General features: G+C 68.3%; 27 protein-coding genes. 15 read left to right on the top strand and 12 right to left on the bottom strand.

Annotation, left to right across the window (positions count from 1 at the left end):
* Positions 1–13 precede the first annotated feature (13 nt).
* The 4 genes from ACSFBE_RS22050 (at position 14) to ACSFBE_RS22035 (ending at position 3359) form a co-directional block, all read left to right on the top strand.
* Entirely contained in the window at positions 14–1612 is a 1599-nt protein-coding gene (locus tag ACSFBE_RS22050) for a gamma-glutamyltransferase family protein (RefSeq protein ID WP_435492533.1), read from the top strand.
* A 122-nt stretch (positions 1613–1734) separates the two neighbouring features.
* Complete coding sequence (locus ACSFBE_RS22045; RefSeq protein WP_435492532.1) at positions 1735–2079, top strand: hypothetical protein; 345 nt, start codon at positions 1735–1737, stop codon at positions 2077–2079.
* A gap of 117 nt (positions 2080–2196) precedes the next feature.
* The gene (locus ACSFBE_RS22040; RefSeq protein ID WP_435492531.1) at positions 2197–2424 is read left to right on the top strand and encodes a DUF3606 domain-containing protein; all 228 of its coding nucleotides are present in this window, start codon (positions 2197–2199) and stop codon (positions 2422–2424) included.
* Positions 2425–2537: 113 nt separating this feature from the next.
* Entirely contained in the window at positions 2538–3359 is an 822-nt protein-coding gene (locus ACSFBE_RS22035; RefSeq protein ID WP_435492530.1) for a pseudouridine synthase, read from the top strand.
* A 16-nt stretch (positions 3360–3375) separates the two neighbouring features.
* Here ACSFBE_RS22035 and ACSFBE_RS22030 read toward each other — a convergent pair whose 3' ends face one another.
* Positions 3376–4380, bottom strand: coding sequence for a zinc-dependent alcohol dehydrogenase family protein (locus ACSFBE_RS22030; RefSeq protein ID WP_435492529.1), 1005 nt, complete (start codon positions 4378–4380; stop codon positions 3376–3378).
* A 101-nt stretch (positions 4381–4481) separates the two neighbouring features.
* Between ACSFBE_RS22030 and ACSFBE_RS22025 the strand changes: the two genes are divergently transcribed.
* Complete coding sequence (locus ACSFBE_RS22025) at positions 4482–5408, top strand: LysR family transcriptional regulator (RefSeq protein ID WP_435492528.1); 927 nt, start codon at positions 4482–4484, stop codon at positions 5406–5408.
* A 43-nt stretch (positions 5409–5451) separates the two neighbouring features.
* Here the strand turns inward: ACSFBE_RS22025 and aqpZ are convergent, their stop codons facing one another.
* Positions 5452–6210, bottom strand: a complete 759-nt coding sequence (gene aqpZ / locus ACSFBE_RS22020; protein ID WP_435492527.1) for an aquaporin Z — start codon at positions 6208–6210, stop codon at positions 5452–5454.
* A gap of 202 nt (positions 6211–6412) precedes the next feature.
* Between aqpZ and htpG the strand changes: the two genes are divergently transcribed.
* Both htpG and ACSFBE_RS22010 read left to right on the top strand, forming a co-directional pair.
* The gene (htpG, locus tag ACSFBE_RS22015; protein ID WP_435492526.1) at positions 6413–8392 is read left to right on the top strand and encodes a molecular chaperone HtpG; all 1980 of its coding nucleotides are present in this window, start codon (positions 6413–6415) and stop codon (positions 8390–8392) included.
* Between the two features lie 55 nt (positions 8393–8447).
* The gene (locus ACSFBE_RS22010; RefSeq protein ID WP_435492525.1) at positions 8448–8837 is read left to right on the top strand and encodes a hypothetical protein; all 390 of its coding nucleotides are present in this window, start codon (positions 8448–8450) and stop codon (positions 8835–8837) included.
* A 50-nt stretch (positions 8838–8887) separates the two neighbouring features.
* Here ACSFBE_RS22010 and ACSFBE_RS22005 read toward each other — a convergent pair whose 3' ends face one another.
* Together ACSFBE_RS22005 and ACSFBE_RS22000 are read right to left on the bottom strand one after the other, a co-directional pair.
* Positions 8888–9706: an IclR family transcriptional regulator gene (locus ACSFBE_RS22005; RefSeq protein ID WP_435492524.1), complete on the bottom strand. Its 819-nt coding sequence runs from the start codon at positions 9704–9706 to the stop codon at positions 8888–8890.
* Positions 9687–10322 (bottom strand): flavin reductase family protein, encoded by a 636-nt coding sequence (locus tag ACSFBE_RS22000; protein WP_435492523.1) that lies wholly within the window; start codon positions 10320–10322, stop codon positions 9687–9689. The genes ACSFBE_RS22005 and ACSFBE_RS22000 overlap by 20 nt, the downstream gene beginning before the upstream one ends.
* Positions 10323–10520: 198 nt before the next feature.
* On the opposite strand from ACSFBE_RS22000, the gene ACSFBE_RS21995 reads away from it, so the two are divergent.
* The 6 genes from ACSFBE_RS21995 to ACSFBE_RS21970 are packed head-to-tail and all read left to right on the top strand — an operon-like array spanning position 10521 to position 15339.
* A complete protein-coding gene (locus ACSFBE_RS21995; protein ID WP_435492522.1) occupies positions 10521–11498 on the top strand; it encodes a Bug family tripartite tricarboxylate transporter substrate binding protein in 978 nt (325 codons plus the stop codon).
* Positions 11495–11917: a RidA family protein gene (locus ACSFBE_RS21990; RefSeq protein WP_435492521.1), complete on the top strand. Its 423-nt coding sequence runs from the start codon at positions 11495–11497 to the stop codon at positions 11915–11917. The genes ACSFBE_RS21995 and ACSFBE_RS21990 overlap by 4 nt, the downstream gene beginning before the upstream one ends.
* 26 nt (positions 11918–11943) lie before the next feature.
* Positions 11944–12831: an amidohydrolase family protein gene (locus ACSFBE_RS21985; protein WP_435492520.1), complete on the top strand. Its 888-nt coding sequence runs from the start codon at positions 11944–11946 to the stop codon at positions 12829–12831.
* Positions 12828–13703, top strand: a complete 876-nt coding sequence (locus ACSFBE_RS21980) for a fumarylacetoacetate hydrolase family protein (RefSeq protein ID WP_435492519.1) — start codon at positions 12828–12830, stop codon at positions 13701–13703. The genes ACSFBE_RS21985 and ACSFBE_RS21980 overlap by 4 nt, the downstream gene beginning before the upstream one ends.
* Entirely contained in the window at positions 13700–14512 is an 813-nt protein-coding gene (hpaH, locus tag ACSFBE_RS21975; RefSeq protein WP_435492518.1) for a 2-oxo-hept-4-ene-1,7-dioate hydratase, read from the top strand. The genes ACSFBE_RS21980 and hpaH overlap by 4 nt, the downstream gene beginning before the upstream one ends.
* Entirely contained in the window at positions 14509–15339 is an 831-nt protein-coding gene (locus ACSFBE_RS21970; protein WP_435492517.1) for an aldolase/citrate lyase family protein, read from the top strand. The genes hpaH and ACSFBE_RS21970 overlap by 4 nt, the downstream gene beginning before the upstream one ends.
* Positions 15340–15351: 12 nt before the next feature.
* Here the strand turns inward: ACSFBE_RS21970 and ACSFBE_RS21965 are convergent, their stop codons facing one another.
* The 5 genes from ACSFBE_RS21965 to ACSFBE_RS21945 form a co-directional block, all read right to left on the bottom strand.
* Entirely contained in the window at positions 15352–16386 is a 1035-nt protein-coding gene (locus tag ACSFBE_RS21965) for a serine/threonine protein kinase (protein ID WP_435492516.1), read from the bottom strand.
* A 110-nt stretch (positions 16387–16496) separates the two neighbouring features.
* Entirely contained in the window at positions 16497–16922 is a 426-nt protein-coding gene (locus ACSFBE_RS21960) for an organic hydroperoxide resistance protein (RefSeq protein ID WP_435455541.1), read from the bottom strand.
* A gap of 58 nt (positions 16923–16980) precedes the next feature.
* Positions 16981–17430 carry a MarR family winged helix-turn-helix transcriptional regulator gene (locus ACSFBE_RS21955; RefSeq protein WP_435492515.1) on the bottom strand — a complete coding sequence of 150 codons (450 nt, stop codon included), beginning with the start codon at positions 17428–17430 and terminating at the stop codon, positions 16981–16983.
* 80 nt (positions 17431–17510) lie between these two features.
* Positions 17511–18326: a crotonase/enoyl-CoA hydratase family protein gene (locus ACSFBE_RS21950; RefSeq protein ID WP_435492514.1), complete on the bottom strand. Its 816-nt coding sequence runs from the start codon at positions 18324–18326 to the stop codon at positions 17511–17513.
* 60 nt (positions 18327–18386) lie between these two features.
* Positions 18387–19235 (bottom strand): 3-hydroxybutyryl-CoA dehydrogenase, encoded by an 849-nt coding sequence (locus tag ACSFBE_RS21945; RefSeq protein WP_435492513.1) that lies wholly within the window; start codon positions 19233–19235, stop codon positions 18387–18389.
* A gap of 167 nt (positions 19236–19402) precedes the next feature.
* On the opposite strand from ACSFBE_RS21945, the gene purT reads away from it, so the two are divergent.
* Entirely contained in the window at positions 19403–20608 is a 1206-nt protein-coding gene (gene purT, locus ACSFBE_RS21940; protein WP_435492512.1) for a formate-dependent phosphoribosylglycinamide formyltransferase, read from the top strand.
* A 148-nt stretch (positions 20609–20756) separates the two neighbouring features.
* Here the strand turns inward: purT and ACSFBE_RS21935 are convergent, their stop codons facing one another.
* The 3 genes from ACSFBE_RS21935 to ACSFBE_RS21925 all read right to left on the bottom strand — a co-directional run bounded on the left by ACSFBE_RS21935 (position 20757) and on the right by ACSFBE_RS21925 (position 23381).
* On the bottom strand, positions 20757–22268 hold the full coding sequence (locus ACSFBE_RS21935; protein WP_435492511.1) for a tripartite tricarboxylate transporter permease: 1512 nt from the start codon (positions 22266–22268) through the stop codon (positions 20757–20759).
* A gap of 13 nt (positions 22269–22281) precedes the next feature.
* A complete protein-coding gene (locus ACSFBE_RS21930; RefSeq protein ID WP_435492510.1) occupies positions 22282–22770 on the bottom strand; it encodes a tripartite tricarboxylate transporter TctB family protein in 489 nt (162 codons plus the stop codon).
* A 185-nt stretch (positions 22771–22955) separates the two neighbouring features.
* On the bottom strand, positions 22956–23381 hold the full coding sequence (locus ACSFBE_RS21925; protein ID WP_435492509.1) for an RNA recognition motif domain-containing protein: 426 nt from the start codon (positions 23379–23381) through the stop codon (positions 22956–22958).
* 308 nt (positions 23382–23689) lie between these two features.
* Here ACSFBE_RS21925 and ACSFBE_RS21920 point away from each other — a divergent pair, with 308 nt between their 5' ends.
* Positions 23690–24946, top strand: a complete 1257-nt coding sequence (locus ACSFBE_RS21920) for a DEAD/DEAH box helicase (RefSeq protein WP_435492508.1) — start codon at positions 23690–23692, stop codon at positions 24944–24946.
* The last annotated feature ends 19 nt before the right edge of the window (positions 24947–24965 follow it).

The following is a 24965-nucleotide window of genomic DNA, read 5'->3' as shown; positions in this document are numbered from 1 at the left end:
CACCCAACGATCCATGAACTGGTCTCTTCCCCATCCGTCCGGCCGGCAGCCGGTGCTGGCGCGCAATGTCGTCGCGACCTCGCAGCCGCTGGCCGCGCAAGCCGGTGCGGCCGCATTCGCCCGCGGCGGCAACGCCATCGATGCCGCACTGGCGGCGGCCATCACGCTGACTGTGGTCGAGCCGGTCATGAACGGCATCGGCGGCGACGGCTTCGCGCTGGTGTGGGACGGCGGCCGGCTGCACGGCCTCAATGCCTCGGGCCGCTCGCCTGCGGGCTGGGACGACGCACGCTTCAAGGGCCTGGACGCCATGCCGGCCCGCGGCTGGGACACGGTCACCGTGCCGGGCCAGGTGGCGGGCTGGGCGTCGCTGTCGGAGCGCTTCGGCGCGCTGCCCTTCGACGACCTGTTCGTCGACGCGATCCGCCATGCGCGCGACGGCTTCCCCGTGAGCCCGGTGATCGCCGGGCAGTGGGCCGAGTCCGTCCGCGACCTGCAGTCGTACCCCGGCTTCGAGGCCTTCATGCCGCGCGGCCGCGCACCCGCCGTGGGCGAGGTCTGGCGTTTCGCGCAGCAGGCCGACACGCTCGAAGAGATCGCGCGCACCCGGGGCGAATCCTTCTACACCGGTCGGCTGGCGCGCGAGATCAGCGCCTTCGCCGCGTCGCACGGCGCGGCGCTGGGCCTGGCCGACCTGGCGGCGCATCGCAGCGAGTGGGTCGATCCGATCAACATCGGCTTCCGCGGCCACCAGGTGCATGAGATCCCGCCGAACGGGCAGGGCATCGCGGCGCTGATGGCGCTGGGCATCCTGGAGCACCTCCCCTACGAAGACACGGCCATCGGCTCCGCGGCGCGCATGCACCTGGAGATCGAAGCCATGCGCCTGGCCTTCGCCGACCTGCAGACCCATGTGGGCGACCCGGCGCACATGCGCCTCACGTCGGCGCAACTCCTAGCCCCCGCCTACCTGCGCGAACGCGCGCGGCTGATCGACCCGAAGCGGGCCGGGCAGTACGCGGCCGGCGCACCCCCGGTGGGCGGCACCGTGTACCTGTGCACCGCCGACGCCGAAGGCCGGATGGTGTCGTACATCCAGTCGAACTACCGCGGCTTCGGCTCGGGCCTGGTCGTGCCGGGGACCGGCATTGCGCTGCACAACCGCGGCTCGGGCTTCGTCACGACACCCGGCCATGTCAATGAAGTGGCCGGCAACAAGCGCCCGCAGCACAGCATCATCCCGGCCTTCCTGACCCGCGGCGACCAGCCCGTGATGGCCTTCGGCGTGATGGGCGGCAACATGCAGGCGCAGGGCCACGTGCAGATGGTGCTGCGGCATGTCGTCGAAGGCCTCAACCCGCAGGCCTGCTCCGACGCGCCGCGCTGGCGCATCAATGACGCTTCGGCCCTGACGGTCGAGCCGACGGTGCCCGACGCCGTGCTCGAGGGCCTGCAGGCCCTGGGCCATGTGCCGGAGAAGACGGCACCGGGCAACCTGCTGTTCGGCTCTGCGCAACTCGCGCAGCGCCTGCCTTCCGGCCCCGATGGCGACGGCATCGTGTATGCAGGCGGCTCCGACCACCGGCGCGACGGGCAGGCCGTCGGCTGCTGACAGCGCGTGCCGGCGCGCTGCGCCGCATTGACGCCTTCTTTACGCCGCCATCCGAAGGCTTTGCACCGTTTTGACGGATGCCTGCCGACACTGGTTTCCTGTTCATTTCAAGCAGGAATGCCATGGCCTATGCCGCCTACCGGGAGCCTCCCGGCGCCACCCCTGTCGTCCGCGAGACGACGTTCCACGTGCTCGATGTCACGGTCGCCTCGGTCGATGCCTGCCGCGTCCGGCGGGCGCTGGCGGCGTGCGAGGGGGTGGGCGTGCTGCGCTGCGAACCGCTGCTGCACGCCAGCGCGGCCTGCGAGCATGCCGCGCCGCGCGTTCGGCTCATGGTGCGCTTGCCCCTGTCGCGCTACGCAGAGGTCCTGCACGGGGTGCTGGCCTGCGTGCCGGACGGCGAGATCGGCGCGTTGACAAGCTGGCGTTCCCACCTGGGGCGTTGCGGTGTCGCCTATGGAGGTTGAGTGTTTGCGCGCTATGTGGGACACGTCCTATAAGGCCGGTCTGCACCGTCCTGTCGCATCGTCCGGGGGTGTCGTGGCATCGTGTTGGGATCATCAGGAACCAATGGAGACAGGGCGATGGCCAAGGACTTTGAAGCCCGCAGCCCGCGCGACACGGGCTGGATCAATCTGGATGAGCCCCGCGAGGTCCGCTACTGGACCCGCGCGCTCGCCGTGACTGAAACGCGACTGCGCGCAGCCGTGGGTGCCGCCGGCGATTCGACCCAGGCGGTGTGCCGCTACCTCGGCATCCCCCGGGTGACGAACCGCAGCGCCGGCGCTCTCCAGGAGGCCGAGCAGATCTGAGCCGAGGCGCGCCTTGCGGGGCGCCTCGCCACGCAGTGCACCAGGGCGAGCCCCTGCCGGGTGCGGCGCAGGGTGGACGAGAATACGCGCTCGCCCCCGCTCGTCCTCACGCCATGCCCACGTCCGCCGAACCCGTCCGCCTCAACAAACGCATGGCCGAACTCGGCATCTGCTCACGCCGCGAGGCCGACGACTGGATCGCGCAGGGCTGGGTCAAGGTCAACGGCAAGCCGGCGGAGATGGGCGTGAAGGTGACGCCCGCCGACAAGGTCGAGGTCGACAAGAAGGCGCACGGCCAGCAGGCGCAGCAGGTCACCATCCTGCTGCACAAGCCGATGGGCTACGTGAGCGGCCAGGCCGAGGACGGCCACGAGCCGGCAGTGACGCTCGTCAACCCCCGCACCCATTGGCGCGAAGACCCCAGCACGAACCGCTTCTCGCCGCCGCAGTTGCGCGGCTTGGCGCCGGCCGGGCGGCTGGACATCGATTCGGTCGGGCTGCTGGTGCTGACGCAGGACGGCCGCGTCGCACGCCAGCTCATCGGCGAGGACTCGGGCATCGAGAAGGAATACCTGGTGCGCGTGGCCTACCATGGCCCGAACAAGCCAGCGCCGCTGGGGCAGCTGGTGCGCATCGACGACGACGATCCCGTCACGACCAATGTGCAGGCGGTCTTCCCGCCCGCGATGCTCGCGCGCCTGCGCCATGGCCTGAGCCTCGACGGCCAGCCGCTGAAGCCGGCGCGCGTCGATTGGCAGAACCCCGAGCAGCTGCGCTTCGTGCTGACCGAAGGCAAGAAGCGGCAGATCCGCCGCATGTGCGAGCAGGTCGGGCTCAAGGTGGTGGGCCTCAAGCGCATCCGCATCGGGCGCGTGGTGCTGGGCAGCCTGCCGGCCGGGCAATGGCGCTACCTGGGCCCTGACGAGCGGTTCTGAAGCGTGGCGGTTGCACTCAGAAGCGCACCACCACCTTGCCGAACGCGCCGCGCGCCAGGTGCGCGAAGGCGGCCGGCACCTCGTCGGCGCCGTACTCGGCGGCAATGACCGGCTGCAGCGCGCTCACGTCGATGGCGCGCACCATCTCTTCCAGCGCGCGCCGGTGGCCGACGCTGATGCCCTGGATCGTGCCGCGGCTGCGGATCGCCTGGTAGGCGGATCCGCTGATCTCCCCGCCTTCGAGTACCCCGATCACCGCCACGTGGCCGCCCTGCGCCAGCGCCTCCAGCGAGCGGCCGAGGTTGGCGCCGCCGACGGTTTCCAACACTTGCTCGGCGCCGCGCCCATCCGTGAGCCGGCGCACCTCGGCCGGCCAATCGGCCTCGCGCGCGAGGACGTGGGTGGCGCCGAGCGCCAGCGCGCGCTCGCGCTTGTCCGCGCTGCCCGAGACGACGATCGCCTGCGCGCCGTGCAGGCGTGCGAACTGCACGCCGAACAGCGCCACGCCGCCGGTGCCGTGAATCAGCACGGTCTGGCCCGCGTGCAGCCCGCCCTGCTCGACCAGCGAGAACCAGGCGGTGAGCGCCGCGCAGGGCAGGGTGCTTGCCTGCGCCGCGTTCAGCGTGGCGGGCGCGGCCACCGCCCATTGGGCGTCGAGCAGCACGTGCGAGGCGAGCGCACCCGGGCCAGGGCCGCCGAGCGCCATCGCCTCGACTGGCGCGACACCGTCGAGCCAGCCCGCGACGAAGGTGCTGATCACGCGCTCGCCGCCGGACCAGCGCGTGACGCCGGCGCCAACCTCAAGCACCGTTCCCGCCAGGTCCGAGCCCGGCACGAAGGGCAGCGGCGGCGTCCAGCCGTAGGCGTTGTCCGTCAGCATCAGGTCGCGATAGTTCAGCGAGGCGGCCTCGACACGCACCAGGATCTGGCCCGGTCCGGGCTGCGGCACGGCGGCCTCGACGCGTTGCAGGTGTTGGCGACCGAAGTCGGTGATCTGCCAGCGATGAAGGGTGTCGGTCATGGGATTTCCTTGCGGTGGAGGGAGAGATGGTCGATGCTATTGACTCTCCCAATTCCGCAGTGACGCCATTTGTTCGTTTGAATGACGACTGATTTGCACCAATGAGCGAACGCCTGAACGGCATCGAAGCCTTCGTCGCAGCCGTTGAGGCTGGCAATTTCGCGCTGGCGGCGCAGCGCCTGCGGCTCACGCGCTCGGCCGTCGGCAAGAGTGTCGCGCGCCTCGAGGCGCGCCTTGGCACGCGGCTGTTCCACCGCACCACGCGCAGCCAGAGTCTCACCGAGGACGGCCAGGCCTATTACGAGCGCTGTCGCCGTGCTCTGGCCGAACTGGACGCGGCCGACGCGGTGGTCGAGGCCGGGCGCCAGACGCCGACCGGCCGCGTGCGTATCACCATGCCCGCACTGATCGGCCGGGCGCGCGTGGCGCCGTTGCTGCTGGAGCTGGGCCAGCGGCATCCGCAACTCGCCTTCGACGTGTCCTTCAGTGACCGTCGCATCGACTTGGTGGAGGAAGGCATCGACCTCGCGGTGCGCAGCGGCACGCTGGGCGACAGCGCGGTGCTGGCGGCACGGCTGCTGGGCCATCAGTGGATGGGCGTGTATGCGTCGCCGACCTATCTTGCCGCGCATGGCCGCGTGCAGAGCCTGGCGGCGCTGCAGGCCGAGGCGCCTGCGCACGGTTTCGTCGGCTATGCGCGCGAGACGGGGCCGCACCCCTGGCAGTTCCGCGATGCCACGGGCCGCACCGTCGACTTCGTGGCGCCCACGCGCTTCGCTTTCAGCTGCGACAGCTTGGAGGTGACGGCGATGGCCGCTCTCCAGGGCATCGGCATGGCGCGCTTGCCCACCTGGCTGGTGGCTGAGGCGCTGGCGGAGGGCCGGCTGCTGCGGGTGTTCGAGGAGTCGCAGCCCTTCGGCTACCCGCTGCATGCGGTCTGGCCGCAGGCACGCGCGCTGCCACAGAAGACGCGCGTCGTGATCGACCTGCTGGCCGAGCGGCTGCCGCTGCTGCTCGCGGCGCGCTAAGCCCGCTCTTAAATGGCGCAGGCCTTGTGGAGCCGGTCGCGCCTCAGCCGACGTTTTCCGCGCGGGCGAGCGTCGGGTGGGGCTCGTCGGCCGGGGTCGACAGCAGCAGCTTGTAGATCAGTGCGCCGACGATGGCGCCGACGATCGGCGCCACCCAGAACAGCCACAGCTGCGGGATCGCGCTCGGCACGAACACCGCCACGCCGGTGCTGCGCGCCGGATTGACCGAGGTGTTGGTCACCGGAATGGAGATCAGGTGGATCAGGGTCAGGCACAGGCCGATCGCGATGCCGCCGAAGCCGCCGGCCGCGCGGCGTGAGGTCGCGCCCAGGATGATGATCAGGAAAATTGCGGTGAGCACCACTTCGGTGATGAGCGCAGCCTGCAGGCTGAAGCCGCCTGGCGAAAGCTCCCCGAAGCCGTTGGTGGCGAACGCGCCCGCACCGCTGCCGATGACGAAGCCGGGCCGGCCGGACGCGATCATGTAGAGCACGCCACCGGCGGCGATGGCGCCCAGCACCTGCGAAATCACATAGCCCGGCAGTTCGGCGAAGCGGAAGCGTCCGCTCACGGCCAGCCCGACCGACACGGCAGGGTTGAAATGCCCGCCGGACACGGGCCCGAACGCATAGGCGCCGGTGAGCACCGTCAGGCCGAACGCGAGCGAGACGCCCACGAAGGCGATGCCGAGCCCTGTGCCGGGAAACACCGCGGCGAGCACGGCACTGCCGCAGCCACCGAAAGTGAGCCAAAAGGTCCCGAGAAACTCGGCGACCCACTTCTTGAAATTGCTGTTTTCCATTGTTCTCTCTCCTGCTTGAGTGTGACATGAATGCCGGGCATGGCCCTGCGCGGCGGATTCTAGAAAGGGATGGCTTCTCTTCCCGCGCCGGATTGCCTCATCAGGTATCTCTTCACGTTGCAACGGTTGAAAATAGCCGGCTCGACGCCATATCGCGATGGGGCCATGCGCCTCCCGTTTCTTTTTTCGATCCCAGAGAACCATGACTGCAACGACCAAACTCCCATTCCAGGCCGAAGTGGCCCAGCTGCTGCACCTCGTCACGCATTCGCTCTACTCGAACAAGGAAATCTTCCTGCGTGAACTGATTTCCAACGCCTCGGACGCCTGCGACAAGCTGCGTTTCGAGGGCATCGACCAGCCTGCGCTGTACGAGGACGCACCCAACCTCGAGGTGCGCGTGTCCTTCGACAAGACGGCCCGCACGCTCACCATCGCCGACAACGGCATCGGCCTGTCGAAGCAGGAAGCCATCGACAACCTGGGCACCATCGCCAAGAGCGGCACCAAGGACTTCATGAGCAAGCTCAGCGGCGACCAGAAGGCCGACGCCCAGCTCATCGGCCAGTTCGGCGTGGGCTTCTATTCGGGCTTCATCGTGGCCGACCGCATCACGGTCGAGTCGCGCCGCGCCGGCGTGCCTGCAGACCAGGGTGTGCGCTGGGCCAGCGGTGGCGCGGGCGACTTCGAGGTCGACGACATCGAGCGCGCGCAGCGCGGCACCAGCGTCACGCTGCACCTGCGGGACGATGCCGAGGAATACCTCAACGCCTGGAAGTTGAAGCAGGTCATCGGCAAGTACTCCGACCACATCTCGCTGCCCATCCTGATGGAGAAGGAAGAGTGGAAGGAAGGCGAGAACGAGCAGCCCGGCGACATGGTCAAGACCGGCGAGTGGGAGCCGGTCAACAAGGCCAGCGCGCTGTGGACGCGCCCCAAGAAGGACATCAGCGCCGAGCAGTACGCCGAGTTCTACAAGACCATCAGCCACGACTACGAAGACCCGCTGGCCTGGAGCCACAACCGCGTCGAGGGCAGCACCGAGTACACGCAGTTGCTCTACATCCCGTCCAAGGCGCCGATGGATCTGTGGAACCGCGAGAAGACCGCGGGCGTGAAGCTCTACGTCAAGCGTGTCTTCATCATGGACGACGCCGAGGCCCTGATGCCCGGCTACCTGCGCTTCGTCAAGGGCGTGATCGACTCGGCTGACCTGCCGCTCAACGTGAGCCGCGAGCTGCTGCAGGAAAGCCGCGACGTGAAGGCGATCCGCGAAGGCAGCACGAAGCGCGTGCTGTCGATGCTGGAAGACCTGGCGAAGAAGCAGAAGGGCGCGAGCGAAGCGGCGCCGACGTCCGAGTCGGGCGACGTTACCGACGTGGTCGACAAGAAGGACGCAGCGGAATCTGCGGACACCGAGGACGCGGGCAAGTACGCCAAGTTCTATGCCGAGTTCGGTGCCGTGCTCAAGGAAGGCCTGGGCGAAGACTTCGGCAACCGCGAGCGCATTGCCAAGCTGCTGCGCTTCGCCTCGACCACCACCGACACGGTGAGCGTGGGCTTCGCCGACTACAAGGCGCGCATGAAGGAAGGCCAGGAGGCCATCTACTACATCACCGCAGACTCGCTGGCCGCTGCCAAGAACAGCCCGCAGCTCGAGCTCTTCAAGAAGAAGGGCATCGAGGTGCTGCTGATGACCGACCGCGTCGACGAATGGGCGCTGAACTACCTGCAGGACTTCGACGGCACGCCGCTGCAAAGCGTGGCGAAGGGCGCGGTCGACCTGGGCACGCTGCAGGACGACGCCGAGAAGAAGGCCGCCGAGGAAGCGGCCGAGACCTTCAAGCCGGTGCTGGAGCGGCTCAAGGACGCCCTCAAGGACAAGGCCGAGGACGTGCGCGTGACCACCCGCCTGGTGGACTCGCCCGCCTGCCTGGTCGTGAAGGACGGCGGCATGAGCACGCAGCTCGCCCGCATGCTCAAGCAGGCCGGCCAGCCGGCACCGGAACTCAAGCCGGTGCTGGAGGTCAATGCCGAGCACCCGCTGGTGAAAAAGCTGGAGGGTTCGGCACATTTCGAGGACCTGGCGAACATCCTGTTCGACCAGGCCTTGCTGGCCGAAGGTGGCTTGCCGGAAGATCCGGCCGCCTACGTGCGGCGCGTCAACGCGCTGCTGGTCTGAACGAAGCGACCGGTCGGCCGCTTCGATGGCACATCACCAGGGAGCGACCGACACCATGAAAAAGAACCGCCGCCTTTCCACGTCTCTCGCCGCCGCTTCGCGCGGCGGCGTTTTTGTTGCCGTGCTGGCATTGACGGGTTGCGCCTCCGGCGGCACCGGCGTCGGCCTGGGCATCGGCATCCCGCTGTTTCCGGGGCTGTCGCTCGGCGTGGGTGTCGGCTCGGGTGGCCCGAGCCTGGGGCTCGGCACCGGCTGGGGCCCGGTCGGCGCAGGCGTCGGTGTGAACACCCGCGGGCAGGTCTATGGCGGTGCGGGCGTGGGCGCCAGCACCGGCGTGGGCGGCGGGGCCTCGGTGGGTGTGGGGGTGGGGCAGAGCGTGCTGTTGCACGACCCGAACGCACCGCCGACCGCCGCAGCGCCGCCTCCGGCGCCGGTCCTGCCCTGAGGCTTGCGGTGCGTGCGCGCTTCGTGCATCGAAGGCCGCACTGTCTTGTTTCAGCCGCCGCTGCGGCTGCTCTTGCGCCGTGCGAGTTCAGCGGCCTGCGCACCGATCAGCGCAGCCCGTTCCTTCATGTGCGCCACCACTGTCGGCAGGCGCTCGTCGGGCAGGCGCTCGGTGATGGTGGCGATCGCCAGGCCGGCGACGGTGCGGCCGTCGGCCAGACACACCGGCACTGCCACCGCCCGCGAGCCTGGCACCACGCCCACCGGCGCGTACGCATAGCCCTGCAAGCGGGTGCGCAGCGCGCGCTCCAGCAGGTCGGCCGGGTCGATGTGCAGCGCCTGCAGCCGGCGTGCATTGCGCCGCACCACCTCGTCGGCTTCTTCGGCGGGCAACGCAGCGAGCAGTACCAGGCCGCTCACCCCCACCCCCAGGGGCCGCCGCGCGCCGACTTCGATCGAGAGCACCTTGACCGGAAAGCTGCCGGGCCGGCGGTCGATGCAGACCGAGTCGGCGCCGTTGCGGATGGTCAGGAAGGCGGTGTCGCCGAGGATCTCGCTGAGATGGCGCAGGTGCGGTTCGGCAATGGCGCGGATCGGAAAGCGCGTCGAGCGCGCGAGGCCGAGCAACGAGACCTCGCCGCCGATCAGGTAGCGCCGCGTCGCCGGGTCCTGCTCGACCGCGCCTTCTTCCACCAGCACGCGCAGGATGCGGTGCACCGTCGGGCGGTTCAGGCCGGTGTGGCTGACCACGTCGGTCAGCCGCACGCCGCGCTCCTGGCCGGTGGCGAGCACGCGCAGCACCGCGAGTGCACGGCGCACGCTCTGGGCGCCGGCGGTGGCGGCCGTGTCCTTATCCGCTGCTGCCGCCATCCATCACCGTCTTGGCCGTTTGCTGCATGCCGCGAAGCGTGACGATCTCGCCCAGCGTCGCGTAGTTCGGTCCGCCGATGCGGCAGACCGGGTTCAGGGCGCGGGTGTCGACCTTGCCGTCGTGCAGCAGCCCATCGCGCAGATGGAAGGCCGTGACCTCTCCGACGATGAACTCGGCGCCGGTCTGGCCGAAGGCGATCACGCGCTCCAGCTTGCACTCCATGCTGACGGGCGCGTCGGCCAGACGCGGCACGCGCACCGTCTGGCAGGGCAGGGTGCCGAGGCCCAGCAGTTCGGTCTCGCTCACGTCGGGCGCGTGCTCCGCGCTGCTCTCGTGGATGGCGACCATCTGCGAGGCGTCGCCGATGTTCACCACGAACTCACCGATCGCATGGATGTTGGCGCCGGTGTCCTTGCGCTGGCCCGCCTTGCGGCCGATGTTCACGCCCAGCATCGGCGGCTTGTTCGACACGAAGGTGAAGCACGAGAAGGGCGCGAGGTTGACCACGCCGTCTTCGGAGACGGTGGTGATCCAGGCGATCGGACGCGGCACGACGATGCCGCTCATCAGTCGGTAGGTGGCTTCGGGCGACAGGTCGCCGGCATCGAGAAACATGGGAGGGCCTTCCGGGGTGGCTGAACCTCGATTGTCGGGAGCACGCTGGCGCGCGGGCGGCGCACTTTCGCAAAACGTCCATGATACGGAACAGTCTGGACATATTGCATTGCAGCATCGGGCGGCCGGTTCTTAAAGTGAACGGGTCGCCGATGAAACCGCAGCCACTTGCGGTGCCGGCGCAAGAGCAGGAGACATATGTTCAAGAAGACCATCGGCACCCTTGCCGTCGCCGCCGGCGCGGCCCTCGCCGTTCTGCCCGCCATCGCGCAGGGCAACTGGCCCGACAAACCCGTGAAGCTCGTGCTGCCCTACCCGCCGGGCGGTAACGTCGACGGCGCTGCCCGCATCGTCAGCGAGCAGCTGCAGGCGATCTTCAAGCAGCCCTTTCTCGTCGACAACCGCCCTGGCGCCGGCGGCATGATCGCGGGCGAATTCGTCGCCAAGGCCGCGCCGGACGGCTACACCTTCTTCATGGGTGCGAACGGGCCGATCCTGTTTTCGCCGACCATCTTCAAGCGCAACGCCTACGACTGGAAGAAGGACTTCGCGCCCGTCAGCTCGGTGTCGTTCACGCCGCTGGTGCTGCAGGTGAACGACGGCACGCCGTACAAGACGATCGGCGAGTTCATCGCCGCTGCCAAGAAGCCCGGCAGCGCCTTGACGATGGCGTCGCCCGGTGCCGGCACCACCAACCACCTGGTGAGCGAGTACCTGCAGAAGGAGAGCGGCGCCAAGTGGCTGACCGTTCACTACAAGGGCAACGCACCGGCGACCACCGACCTGCTGGGCGGGCAGGTGCAGTTCAACTTCGACCAGCTCTCGGTGGCGCAACCGTTCATCCAGCAGGGCCGTACGCGCGCGCTCGCCGTGACATCGGCGCGACGCGTTGCGTCATTGCCCGACGTGCCGACCCTCCAGGAGTCCGGCTTCAAAGGCTTCGAAGCCGAGACCTTCACCGGCATCCTGGCGCCTGCCGGTACCCCGCCGGACATCCTGGTGCGCTTCTCCGAAGCCTTGCAGAAGATCCTGGCGGACAAGGCCGTGCAGGCCAGGTTCGAGACGCTGGGTGCCGAAGCCCGCGGCAGCACACCCCAGCAGTTCACCCAGTTCCTCACGAAGGAAGACGCACGGTGGATGCCGGTCATCAAGCAAGCCAACATCTCCTCCGAATGAGCACCGCCACCACTTCCCTGGGGCGCGCTGCGCCCGCTGTCCGCACCAGCGTCTATGTCGAGGGCTTCAGCCACAAGAACCCGATCCCGGCCGGTTGCCGCGTCGGTCCGCTGCTCGAGAGCGGCAGCATCCAGGGCAACGACCCGGCCACCGGCAAGCCGGCCGAGACCATCGAGGCGCAGTGCCGCTTCATGCTCGACAACGTGCGCCGCATCGTCGAAGCCGCAGGCGGCGGCACGCAGGACATCGTGAAGCTCACCGTCTGGATGAAGGACCGCAGCCAGCGCCCCGCGCTCAATGTGCCCTGGCTCGAGATGTTCCCCGACGCCGCCTCGCGGCCGGCACGCCACGCGATCATCGCGCCCGAGCTGGACATGGGGAAGCTCATCGAGTGCAGCTTCACCGCCTGGATCGCCTGATCCACCACCGACCGCCCCACAACCCCATGCCCGACTACCTTCCCTTCGATCCTCATCCGCGTGCGCCGGTGCCGTCGCCGCCCGCGCTGTCGTGCGACAGCCAGTTCCACGTGTTCGGACCCCGCGAGCAGTACCCGGTGCGGCCCAATGCGGCTTACGAGATGCCGACCGCGACCTGGCAGGTGGCGAAGCAGTTGCACGCCACGCTCGGCATCGCGCGCGGCGTGATCGTCCAGGCCACGACCTACGGCGCCGACCACGCCGTGGTGCTCGATGCGCTCGAAGGCCTCAACGCCGGCGGACCGCGGCGCTACATGGCCTGCGCCAACGCGGCGGTGCTGACCGAACGCGACGACGCCTACCTGCAGAAGTTGCACGACGCCGGCGTGCGCGGTGCGCGCTTCACGCGGGGCGGCCTGGGTATCAGCTTCAGCGCGGCCGAGCAGGAACGTGCGTTCGCACGCGTCAAGGAACTCGGCTGGTACGTCAAGGTGCAGCCCGAGCCGAACGGCATGGCCGAGCAGTTGGCGACCTTCGAGTCGCTCGACGTGCCGGTGCTGCTCGACCACATGGGCCGCGCCGACCCGTCGCGTGGCGACGCCGACCCGAGCCTGGTGCGCATCCTTGAGCTGTTCGAGCGCGGCAATTTCTGGGTGATGCTGTCGCTGTCCGAGAAGATCTCGAAGGCCGGTGCACCGTGGGACGACGTGGTGCCGTTGGCGCAGCGCCTGATCGACGCCGCGCCCGACCGGTGCGTGTGGGGCAGCGACTGGCCGCACCCGGTGTCGGTCAAGCAGCCGCCCAACGAAGGGGCGCTGATGGAACTGCTCTACCGCTTCGCCCCCGACGCCGCCACGCGGCAGAAGATCCTCGTCGACAACCCCGCCCGCTTCTTTGGATTCGAGACCGCATGAAACTCATCAGCTACGTTCACGGCGGGGCCTCGCACTGGGGCTGCGTCATCGGCGACGGTGTCGTCGACCTCGGCCGGCGCCTGCCGGCGTTCACATCGGTCGCCGCGCTGCTCGAAGGCGGTAACGCCGCACTCGCGCAGGCCCGTGAAGCGGCCGAAGGCGCCTCGCCCGACCACGCGCTGGCCGACGTGCGCGTCGACACGCCCATCGCGCGGCCGCGCCGCATCTTCTGCATCGGCGTGAACTACGCGCACCGCAACGCCGAGTACAAGGACGGCAGCGACCTGCCCAAGTACCCGAGCATCTTCATGCGCGTGGCCGAGTCCTTCGTGGGTCATGGCGAGGCGCTGCAGCAGCCGATCGAATCGACACAGCTCGACTACGAAGGCGAGATCGCCATCGTCATCGGCCGCCGCGCGCGCCGCGTGAAGGGCGACGCCGCGCTGGCCTGCATCGCCGGCCTCACCTGCATGAACGAAGGCACCATCCGCGACTGGGTGCACCATGCCAAGTTCAACGTGACGCAGGGCAAGAACTGGAACGCCTCCGGTGCCATCGGCCCGTGGATCGTCACCGCCGACGAATTTCCACAGGGCTACGGGGCGCTGCGCGTGCAGACGCGCGTCAACGGCGAGCCGCGGCAGGACGACACCACGGCGAACCTGATGTTCGACTTCGCCTACCTCGTCGGCTACCTCTCGACCTTTACCACGCTGGAGCCGGGCGACATCATCGCGACGGGCACGCCGATCGGCGCGGGCATCCGCTTCGACCCGCCGAAGTTCCTGCAGCCGGGCGACGTGGTCGAGGTCGAGGTCAGCGGCGTCGGCGTGCTGCGCAACGTCGTGAAGGCCGAAGAGGTGCAAGCATGAGCCTGGACCAGAACACCCTTGCCAACGCCGCCGAGCGGCTCGAAGAAGCCGAGCGCACGCGCGTCGCCTGCCGGCAGTTCTCGCTCGACTACCCCGACATGACCATCGACGATGCCTACGCGATCCAGCACGCCTGGATGCAGCTGAAGCTGCGCAACGGCCGCACGGTCAAGGGCCACAAGATCGGCCTCACGTCGAAGGCCATGCAGCGCGCGGTGAACATCGCCGAGCCCGACTACGGCACGCTGCTCGACGACATGTTCTACCGCGACGGCGCGGTGATTCCGTCGGAGCGTTTCCTGCAGTTGAAGATCGAGGCGGAGCTGGCTTTCGTGCTCGCCAGGCCGCTGTCGGGCCCCGACTGCACGCTGTTCGATGTACTCGACGCCACCGCGTACGTCACGCCCGCGCTGGAGATCCTCGATGCGCGCATCCAGCGCATCGACCCCGAGACCAAGCGCACGCGCAACGTGTTCGACACCATCTCCGACAACGCGGCCAACGCCGCGCTGGTGCTGGGCGGCCGGCCCTTCAAGCCAGCGATGATCGACGCCGACATGCGGCGCATCGGCGCCATCGTGAGCCGCAACGGCGAGGTCGAGGAGACGGGCCTGGCCGCCGGCGTGCTCAACCACCCCGGCTACGGCGTGGCGTGGCTGGCCAACCGGCTGCACCGCTTCGGCGTCACGCTGCAGCCGGGGCAGGTCATCCTTGCGGGCTCCTTCATCCGACCGATCGAGGTCAGCCGGGGCGACACCATCGTGGCAGACTACGGCGAGTTCGGGACCGTGTCCTGCCACTTCGGATGAACGCCATGCCTGCCACGCCCAATCGTTTCAAGCGCGCCCTCGCAGCGCAGGTGCCGCAGATCGGTCTGTGGTCTTCGCTGCCAGACCCGTACGTGTCGGAGATCATCGCCGGCGCCGGCTTCGACTGGGTCATGCTCGACACCGAGCATTCGCCCACCGATGTGCCGCACATGCTGCACCAGCTGCAGGCGGCGGCCGCCGCGGTCCCGGCCGATGCGGACCGGCCGACCTCGGTGGTGGTGCGACCTGCGTGGAACGACACGGTGCTCATCAAGCGCTATCTCGACATCGGCGCCCAGACGCTGCTGCTGCCTTTCGTGCAGAACGCCGACGAGGCCGCGGCCGCGGTGCGCGCGATGCGCTATGCGCCCGAGGGCGTGCGCGGCATGGGCGGCTCGGTGCGCGCGTCCAACTACGGCCGCATCCGCGACTACATCCAGCGTGGCCATGAAGAGCTCTGCCTGCTGGTGCAGGTCGAAACCCGCGCCGCACTGGACCAGCTCGATGCGATCCTCGCCGTCGACGGCGTCGATGGCGTGTTCATCGGGCCGGCGGACCTGTCCGCCAGCCTGGGCCATCCGGGCGAGCCCGGCCACCCGGACGTGCGTGCCGCCATCGACGATGCGATTCGTCGCATCAGTGCCGCCGGCAAGGCGCCCGGCATTTTGATGATCGACGAGGCGCGGGCGCGTGAGTGCCTCGACCTGGGTGCGCTGTTCGTCGCCGTCGCGATGGACCTGCAGATCCTGGCGCGCGGTGCCGAGGCGGTGGCTGCGCGTTTCGCCGCACCGCGTCCGGCAACGCCGGGCGGGCCGATCAGCTACTGAGCGGTTGGCGCCTCAGGCGTACAGCGGTTCCTCGTCCATCGACTCGCACTGGTCCTGCAGCATCTGGATCTGCCCCTTCCAGTAGTCGCTGCTGCCGAACCAGGGGAAGTTGATCGGGAAGATCGGATCTTCCCAGCGGCGTGCCAGCCAGGCGCTGTAGTGAATGAGGCGCAACGTGCGCAGCGGCTCGATCAGCGCGAGCTCGCGCCGGTCGAAAGATCGGAACTGCTCGTAGCCGTCGAGCAGGCCACTCAGCTGACCGGTGCGCTGGGCCCGGTCGCCCGACAGCAGCATCCACAAGTCCTGCACCGCAAAGCCGGTGCGCGCGTCGTCGAGGTCGACGAAGTGCGGGCCGCCATCGGGCCGGTCGGTCGGCGTCCACAGGATGTTGCCCGGATGCACGTCGCCGTGGACGCGCAGCTTGCGCAGCGTCGCGTCGGTGGACGTGGGGGACAGCGCCGTGGCGGCGATGCGGTCGAGCGCCTCGTTGCAGGCCTTCTCCCAGTCGCGCTGCACGTCGAGCGGAATCTTCTCGTTCCCCAGCAGCCAGTCGCGCGAGGCGATGCCGAAGGTCTGCAGGTCGAGCGCCGGCCGCGCGGAGAAGGGCCGCGCCGCGCCGATCGTGTGGATGCGCGCGAGGAAGCGGCCGACCCATTCGAGCACCTCGAAATCGTCCAGCTCCGGCGAGCGGCCGCCACGGTACGGGCTCACGCTGAAGGCGAAGCCGTCGTGGTGGTGCAGCGTGGCGCCATGCATCTCGAGCGGCGGCACGGCCGGCACGTCCGCCGCGGCGAGCGCGAGCGAGAAGTCGTGCTCTTCCAGGATTTCGGACGAGGTCCAGCGCCCCGGCCGATAGAACTTGACCACCACCGACGCATGCGCCGCGGGCTGATCGAGGAAGACCTGGTAGACCCGGTTCTCGTAGGAATTGAGGGCGGTGAGCCGGCCGTCGCCGTGCAGGTCGAGCGTGGCCAGCGCGTCGAGCACCACGTCCGGCGTGAGGCTCTCGTAGGGATGGGTGTTCGCGGGCGCGCTGGAAGGTGTCATGGCGCGATTGTCGGCCGGTACCAAACCGCATCGTGCAACGGGCGCCATGAAAAAAGGCGGCACAGCCACCAGGCCGCGCCGCCCTCGTCGAGGGACAGGCAGAGAGACGATCAGGCGATCGTGATCTCGACGTCGATGTTGCCGCGGGTGGCGTTCGAGTACGGGCACACCTGGTGGGCGGTGTCGACCAGCTTCTGCTTTTGCTCGGCGTCTAGGCCCGGCAGCGTGATGGCCAGCTGCACGCTGATGCCATAGGCGGCGCCGCCATTCGTCGGGCCGAGCGAGACCTTGGAGTCGATCGCGACGTCGTCCGGCACCTTCACGCCGACCTTCGGGCCAACGGCCTTCATCGCGCCGATGAAGCAGGCGGCGTAGCCGACCGCGAACAGTTGCTCGGGGTTGGTGCCCGGCTTGCCCGAACCGGGCGAGCTCAGTTGCACGTCGAGCACGCCATCGCTGGTCTTGCCGGCGCCGTCGCGGCCGCCCACGGTGTGGGCTTCGGCGGTGTAGAGAACCTTGTCGAGTTTCGTGGTCATGGTCGTTCCTTTGGGAGTGGATGGAAAAAAGTGCCTTCAATGAGGCGGTGAAGAATCGTCAGGCGGCCCGCACGCGGTCACGCAGGGTCTGCAACTGCTGCGTGAGGCCGGCAAGTTCATCGAGCGAGCACTGGCTCGCGGCGAGCAGGCAGGCTGGCACGTGGGCCGCACGCGCCTTCAGCTTGCGCCCGGCGGGTGTCAGCGTGATGTGCACGCGGCGCTCGTCGGCGATGTCGCGCAGCCGCGAGACCAAGCCGGTGGTTTCGAGCCGTTTGAGCAGCGGCGTCAGCGTTCCGGAGTCGAGCGACAGGCGCTCGCCGAGTTCCGACACCGTGGGGCCGTCGGTTTCCCACAGGGCCAGCATCACGAGGTACTGGGGGTAGGTGAGCGACAGCTTCTCCAGCAGCGGCTTGTAGAGCCGCGTCATCGCGAGGGAGGCGGAATACACGGCGAAGCACAGCTGGTTGTCCAGCTTGAGCAGTTCGTCGGGGGAGGGTGCGGAGCGCATGGGCTGAATGATAGCGAACAATTGAATTGCGTGCAATTGATGTGTGACGCATGACCCTGCGTGTTGCAGGGGCGAGCGGCTCACCGGCCGGTGAAGCGGGCGGCGCGTCGTTCGACGAAAGCACCCACGCCCTCGGCCGCGTCGTCGCTGCGGGCGAGGCGCTGTTGGGTCTCGATGAATTCGGACATCGCAGCGAGTGGCCCGTGCTCGACGGCGCGCAGCGTGTTGAGCCGGGTGGCAACGACCGCGAGCGGCGCCTGGGCCGCGATGCGCTGCGCGATGGCCAGTGCGGCGTCGAGCTCTTCGCCCGCGCGCACCACCTTCTGGACGAAGTGCAGGCGAAGCGCCTCGGCACTGTCGAACTCGTCCGCCGTCAGCAGATGCAGCATCGCGTTGCCGAGGCCGGCGCGCTCGGCCATGCGCAGCGTCGCGCCGCCGGTGGCCATGATCCCGCGCTGCACCTCGAGCTGCGAGAAGCGGCAGTCATCGGCCGCGACCACGATGTCGGCGGCCAGCATCAGCTCGATGCCGACGGTGAAGCAGATGCCCTTGACTGCGACCACCATCGGCTTGGTGCGGCGCCGGTAGCCGGGCGTGCCCAGGTCGTTGGGCTCGACCAGCCCGAGCGGATAGGCCTTCTCGCCGCGTTTCATGAGTTCGCTGAACGACGGCAGGTCGAGGCCGGCTGTGAAGTGGTCGCCGAGCGCATGCAGCACGCCCACGCGCAGCGCGGGGTCGTCATCGAGCCGTGTGTACGCCTCGGCCAGTTCGCGGAACATGCGCGGCGTCCAGCCGTTGCGCTTGGCCGGGCGGTTGATGCCGATCAGCAGCACGTGGTCGAGCACCTGCGTGTCGATGCAGCCTTCGGGCGGGGGCGTGGTGGCGGAATGGATCATCGGTTGTCTCCGTGGTTGTTCTGTCGCGCCGGAAGCGGGCTGCGCGCCCGCGCAGCATGCTCAATAGCGATAGACGCCGCGGCCGGTCTTACGGCCCAACTGGCCAGCGGCGACCATCTCCTTCAGCAGCGGGCAGGGGCGGTACTTGGAATCGCCGTATTCCTCGAGGTACACGTCCATCACCGCCAAGCACACGTCCAGACCGATCATGTCGGCCAGGGCCAGCGGGCCGATCGGCTGGTTGGTGCCGAGCTTCATGCCGGCGTCGATGTCTTCCGCCGTCGCGATGCCTTCGGACAGCACGAAGAAGGCCTCGTTGATCATCGGCACCAGGATGCGGTTGACCACGAAGCCCGGCGCGTTCTTCACGGTGATCGGCGACTTGCCGAGCGCCACCGACAGCGCCTTCACCGCGTCGTGCGTGGCATCACTCGTGAGGTAGCCGCGGATGATTTCCACCAGCGCCATCATCGGCACCGGGTTGAAGAAGTGCATGCCGATGAAGCGGTCGGCGCGCGAGGTGGCGGCGGCCAGCTTGGTGATCGAGATCGACGAAGTGTTCGACGCGATGATCACCTCGGGCGCGAGCAGCGCGTCGACCTGCTTGAGGATCTTCAGCTTGAGCTCGTAGTTCTCGGTGGCGGCCTCGATCACCAGCTGCGCGCTCTTCAGGTCCTCGTAGTTCGTCGAACCCTGGATCAGCGCCATCGCGGCAGTCTTCTGCTCGGCCGTCAGCTTTTCCTTCTTGATCAGCCGGTCGAGGCTGCCGCTGACGGTGGCCAGCCCCTTGTCGACCGCGGCTTGCGCGATGTCGACCATCACGACCTTCACGCCAGCAACCGCGCAGGCCTGCGCGATGCCGTTGCCCATGGTTCCGGCGCCGATGATGCCGACGGTTTGAATGTTCATGAAATGCTCCTTGCAGGGAATGGAAATGGGGAGGGCGGGCGTACCCGCACGATGGCGGACATTGTGTCGCAGCGCGGCGTGCAAACGCTGTGCCGCAGCCGACAACGCGGGCGGCAGGGCGGGTGGATTAAAGTGCCCGGTTTTCCAGTCCCCCCGGAGCGCTTTTCATGACGACCCCCCTCGGCACCCCCCTGTCCCCCCACGCCACCCGCGTGATGCTGCTCGGCTCCGGCGAGCTCGGCAAGGAAGTGCTGATCGCGCTGCAGCGGCTGGGCGTCGAGACCATCGCGGTCGACCGCTACGAGAACGCGCCGGGCCAGCAGGTGGCGCACCACGCGCGCACCATCACGATGAGCGACCCCGCGCAGCTCAAGGCGCTGATCGAGACCGAGAAGCCGCATCTGGTCGTGCCCGAGATCGAGGCCATCGCCACGCCGATGCTGCAGGAACTGGAAAGCGCTGGCGTGGTGCGTGTCATCCCGACCGCCCGTGCCGCCCGCCTCACGATGGACCGCGAAGGCATCCGCCGGCTGGCGGCCGAGACGCTGGGCGTGCCGACCAGTCCGTACAAGTTCTGCGATTCGCTCGAAGAGCTGCAGGCCGCAATCGACGACGGCATCGGCTACCCGTGCATCGTCAAGCCGGTGATGAGCAGCTCCGGCAAGGGCCAGAGCAAGATCGACGGTCCGGCCGACGTGCAGAAGGCCTGGGACTACGCCATGGCCGGAGGCCGTGTGAGCCACGGCCGGGTGATCGTCGAAGGCTTCATCGACTTCGACTACGAGATCACGCTGCTGACGGTGCGCGCGCTGGATGCCAGGGCCTCGGTCCAGACCCAGTTCTGCGAACCCATCGGCCACGTGCAGGTCAGCGGCGACTATGTCGAGAGCTGGCAGCCGCACCCGATGTCGCCGATGGCGCTGAAGAAGGCCCAGCAGATCGCGAAGGCGGTGACCGACGACCTCGGCGGCCAGGGCCTGTTCGGCGTCGAGCTCTTCGTGAAAGGCGAAGAGGTCTGGTTCAGCGAAGTCAGCCCGCGCCCGCACGACACCGGCATGGTGACGATGGCGACGCAGTGGCAGAACGAGTTCGAGCTGCACGCCCGCGCCATCCTGGGCCTGCCGGTCGACACCACGCTCAAGAGCGCCGGCGCCAGCGCGGTGATCTACGGCGGCGTCGACGCCACCGGCATCGTCTTCGACGGCGTGGCCGATGCGCTGCAGGTGCACGGCGTCGACATCCGCCTCTTCGGCAAGCCGGAGAGCTTCGTCAAGCGCCGCATGGGCGTGGCGCTGGCGCATGCGGCCGACATCGACACCGCCCGTGCGAACGCCAAGGAAGCCGCGTCCCGCGTGAAGCCCCGCAAGGCGTAGAGCGCGACGCCCCAAAAGCAGAAAGCCGCCCGAGGGCGGCTTTCATGTTGGTGGGACACCGCGGAACCGGCTTCGCCGGGCCGCTGGTGTCGCCCCCGGAAGGGGGAGGGCGCTGCCACACGAAGTGGGCAAGCCTTCGGGGGAGAGCCTATTCCTCCACAAATGCCTCTTCGCGCTTCGCCTTGATCGACGGCAGCAGCACGATGCCCAGCAGCAGGCACGCAGCGACGAGCAGGCCCGCCGACAGCGGCCGCGTGACGAAGACGCTCCAGGTTCCGCGCGACAGCAGCAGCGCACGGCGCAGGTTCTCTTCCATCATCGGCCCGAGGATGAAGCCCAGCAGCAGCGGCGCGGGCTCGGTCTTGAGCTTGAGGAAGACATAGCCGATCACGCCGAAGATCGCGACCATCCACACGTCGAAGGTGTTGTTGTTGGTCGAGTACACGCCGACCGCACAGAACAGCACGATGGCCGGGAACAGGAACTTGTAGGGCACCGTCAGCAGCTTGATCCACATGCCGATCAGCGGCAGGTTCAGGATCACCAGCATTGCGTTGCCGATCCACATCGAGGCGATCAGGCCCCAGAACAGTTCCGGGTTGCTGGTCATCACCTGCGGGCCGGGCTGGATGTTGTGGATGGTCATGGCGCCGACCATCAGCGCCATCACGGCGTTGGGCGGGATGCCCAGCGTCAGCAGCGGGATGAAGGAGGTCTGCGCACCGGCGTTGTTGGCCGATTCGGGCGATGCCACGCCGCGGATGTTGCCCTTGCCGAAGGGCACTTCGCCGGGGCTCATCTTGATCTTCTTCTCGAGCGCGTACGCCGCGAAGGCTGCCAGCAAGGCGCCGCCACCGGGCAGGATGCCCAGGGCCGAACCGAGGGCGGTGCCGCGCAGCACGGCTGGGGCCATGCGCTTGAAGTCTTCCTTGGTGGGGAACAGGCCCTTCACGTTGGCGGTGAACACCTCACGCTCGTCATCGGGCTGCGACAGGTTGCCGATGATTTCGCCATAGCCGAACACGCCCATGGCGATCACCACGAAGCCGATGCCGTCGGTGAGTTCCGGAATGTCGAAACTGAAGCGCGCGACACCCGAGTTCACGTCGGTACCGACGATGCCCAGCAGCAGGCCCAACACGATCATCGCGACCGCCTTGAGCAGCGAGCCCGACGCCAGCACCACCGCGCCGATCAGGCCCAGCGTCATCAGCGAGAAGTATTCCGCTGGGCCGAACTTGAAGGCCAGCTCGGTCAGCGGCGGCGCGAAGGCGGCCAGGATCAGCGTGCCGACGCAGCCGGCGAAGAAGGAGCCCAGGCCGGCCGCGGCGAGTGCCGGGCCCGCTCGACCCTGTCGCGCCATCTGGTAGCCGTCGATGCAGGTCACGACCGACGACGATTCACCCGGCAGGTTGACCAGGATGGCGGTGGTCGAGCCGCCGTACTGCGCGCCGTAGTAGATGCCGGCCAGCATGATCAGCGCCGACACGGGCGGCAGCGCGTACGTGGCGGGCAGCAGCATCGCGATGGTCGCGACCGGGCCGATGCCGGGGAGCACGCCGATCAGCGTGCCAAGAATGCAACCGACCAGGCAGTACAGCAGGTTGGTGAAGGTGAACGCGACGCCGAAGCCAATCGCCAGGTTGTGGAACAGTTCCATGTCGTGTGTCTCCTCAGCCCGAAATGAAGGTCGGCCAGACCTGGATCTGCAGCTTGAGGGCCCAGATGAACGCGATGTAGCTGCCCACGGCGAGGATGGTGGCGAGCACCAGCACGTCGCGCAGCTTGAAGTGCTCGCCGGCGAGGCTCGCAATGATGGTGAGCGCGTAGATCGCGATGATCAGGCCCATGGCCGGCAGGCCGATGCTCGGCAGGCCGCCCAGCAGCACGCCGAAAGCGACGTTGGCGGCGATCACGAAGAACAATGGCTTCCATGCCCACCTGCCGATTTTTCCGCCGTCGGCGGTTTCCACCACCAGCGCTTGGAAGATGATCAGCAGCCCCAGCACGGCCAGCAGGATCCCCAGCATGAGCGGGAAGTATCCCGGCCCCATGCGGGCGCCGTCCCCGATGTTGTAAGTGGTGGCGCCGACCGCGAAGGCGGCGCCGACGGCAGTGAACATGACTCCCGAAAAGAAGTCAGCCTGACTCTTGATTCCCATTGTCTCGACCCCGTGAATTGGAGGCGTGAGGGTCGTCGGAGGCGCCTGACCAATGGCTGACGCGAAGGCTAAGCAGTAACGCGTAGCGCTTCGTACGGGTATCCGAGGGTCTGCTCAAAAAGTAGGCAGTCAGAACGCAAAAAAGGCTCCCGAAGGAGCCTTTTTCATGTGAAGCGCGAGAGGGCTTAGTAGCCGCCGCGGCTACCGCCGCCACCGCCGCCGTAACCACCACCACCACCGCCGCCACCGCTACGGCCGCCACCGCCGCCGCCGTAACCGCCGCCGCCGCCACCACCGCCGTAACCACCACCGCCGCCGCCGCCACTGCGACCGCCGCCGAAGCCGCCGCCAGCAGGACGCGGTTCCATCGGACGGGCTTCGTTCACGGTGAGTGCACGGCCGTCGAGGGAGTGGCCGTTCAGGCCTTCGATGGCAGCCAGCGCTTCCGCGTCGGTGCCCATTTCAACGAAGCCGAAGCCCTTGGAGCGGCCGGTTTCGCGTTCCATCATGACCTTGGCGCTGGTCACAGCACCGAACTCGCCGAAGGCTTGTTCCAGGTCGTTGTCGCGGATGGAGTAGGACAGATTGCCTACGTAGAGTTTCTTGCCCATGGAGGGACTCCTAATTCAAACCAAAATAACAAAGCGATGGAGTCCCAGAATCACAACTGACTGAAAAGCGCTGTGGCGCGAAACTGACCGATCACCGGTTCACGTCGTCGGCGGGATTCCGCCTGAAACGCTTGCACATTGTCGTTCACTCTGAGCGTTTTGGGGGAAAACCTTTCGTTGTAGGAGAAGAAAGTTCAAAAAGCCCTTTCGGGGCGCCCCCGCGACGAGCGTGCTGGCTATCCTTCCGGCTTCTCCGGGCGCCGTGCGCGCCCCGGTTCCCGCTTCTTCACCGCCGCTCTTTCCAACGCATGCCATTCGCCACCCTGGGCCTCCTTTCTCCTCTGGCGCAAGCCGCCGCCGAGCGGGGTTATGCCGTGCCCACGCCGATCCAGCGCGAAGCGATCCCCGCGGTCCTGGCCGGCCGCGATGTGCTGGCCTCGGCCCGGACCGGCTCCGGAAAGACTGCCGCCTTCGCCTTGCCCCTGCTCCAGCAACTGTTGGATCGCCGCCACGAAACGGGTCGTGACCTGCCTGCGCTGGTGCTTGTGCCGACCCGGGAACTGGCTGCGCAGGTCGCCGAAACTTTGCGCGCCCTCGCGCAGACGCTCCCGGCTCGGCTGCGAATCGCGTTGATCCATGGCGGGGTATCGATCAATCCGCAGTTGATGGCGCTGCGCGGCGGGGCCGACGTGGTGGTCGCGACCCCCGGACGGCTGCTGGACGTGGTCGGGCACAACGCATTGCGCCTGGGGGCGGTGCGCACGCTGGTGCTGGACGAAGCCGACCGCCTGCTCGACCTCGGCTTCGACGAGGAGCTGCAGCGCATCCTGGCGCTGCTGCCGGCGCGTCGGCAGACGCTGTTGTTCTCGGCCACCTTCCCGCCCGCGATCGAAGCCCTGGCCGGCGCTGTGCTGCGCGATCCGCTGCGCATCGACCTGCCGGTCGAGCCCGAATCGGCGCCCGATATCGCGCAGCGCGCCATCGAGGTCGACCCGCCGCGCCGTACGCAGCTGCTCGCGAAGCTGGTGAAGGACGAGGGCTGGGCGCGCGTGCTCGTCTTCGTCGCGACCAAGCATGCGGCCGAGATCGTCGCCGACAAGTTGCGCAAGGCGGGCCTGGAGGCCGAGCCTTTCCATGGCGTGCTGAGCCAGGGCAAGCGCACCCAGGTGCTGACCGACTTCAAGGCCTCGCGCGTGCAGGTGGTGGTCGCCACCGACCTCGCCGCGCGCGGCATCGACGTGGTGCAGTTGCCCGCGGTGGTGAACTACGACCTGCCGCGTTCGGCAGTCGACCATGTGCACCGCATCGGGCGCACCGGCCGCGCCGGCGAACGCGGCGTGGCATTGAGCTTCGTCAGCCCGGAGACCGAGGCGCACTTCCGCCTGATCGAGAAGCGCCAGGGCGCGGCGGTGCCGCGCGAGCAGATCGCCGGCTTCGAGCCTGCGCCGCGCGCGCCCGAGGCGGCGGTGGCTGCGCCCGGCAGTGGCGGCATCAAGGGCAAGCGCCCGAGCAAGAAGGACAAGCTGCGCGCGGCGGCCGTGGCCCACAAGCCGGACGCCCCCTGAAGCCCCGCTCGGGATGCGC

The sequence above is a fragment of the Variovorax sucrosi genome (genome assembly GCF_051216635.1).
In the GTDB taxonomy this organism is placed as follows: Bacteria; Pseudomonadota; Gammaproteobacteria; order Burkholderiales; family Burkholderiaceae_C; genus Variovorax.
The sequence above is the reverse complement of the archived record's forward strand: the minus strand, read 5'-3'. Positions and strand labels throughout refer to the sequence as shown.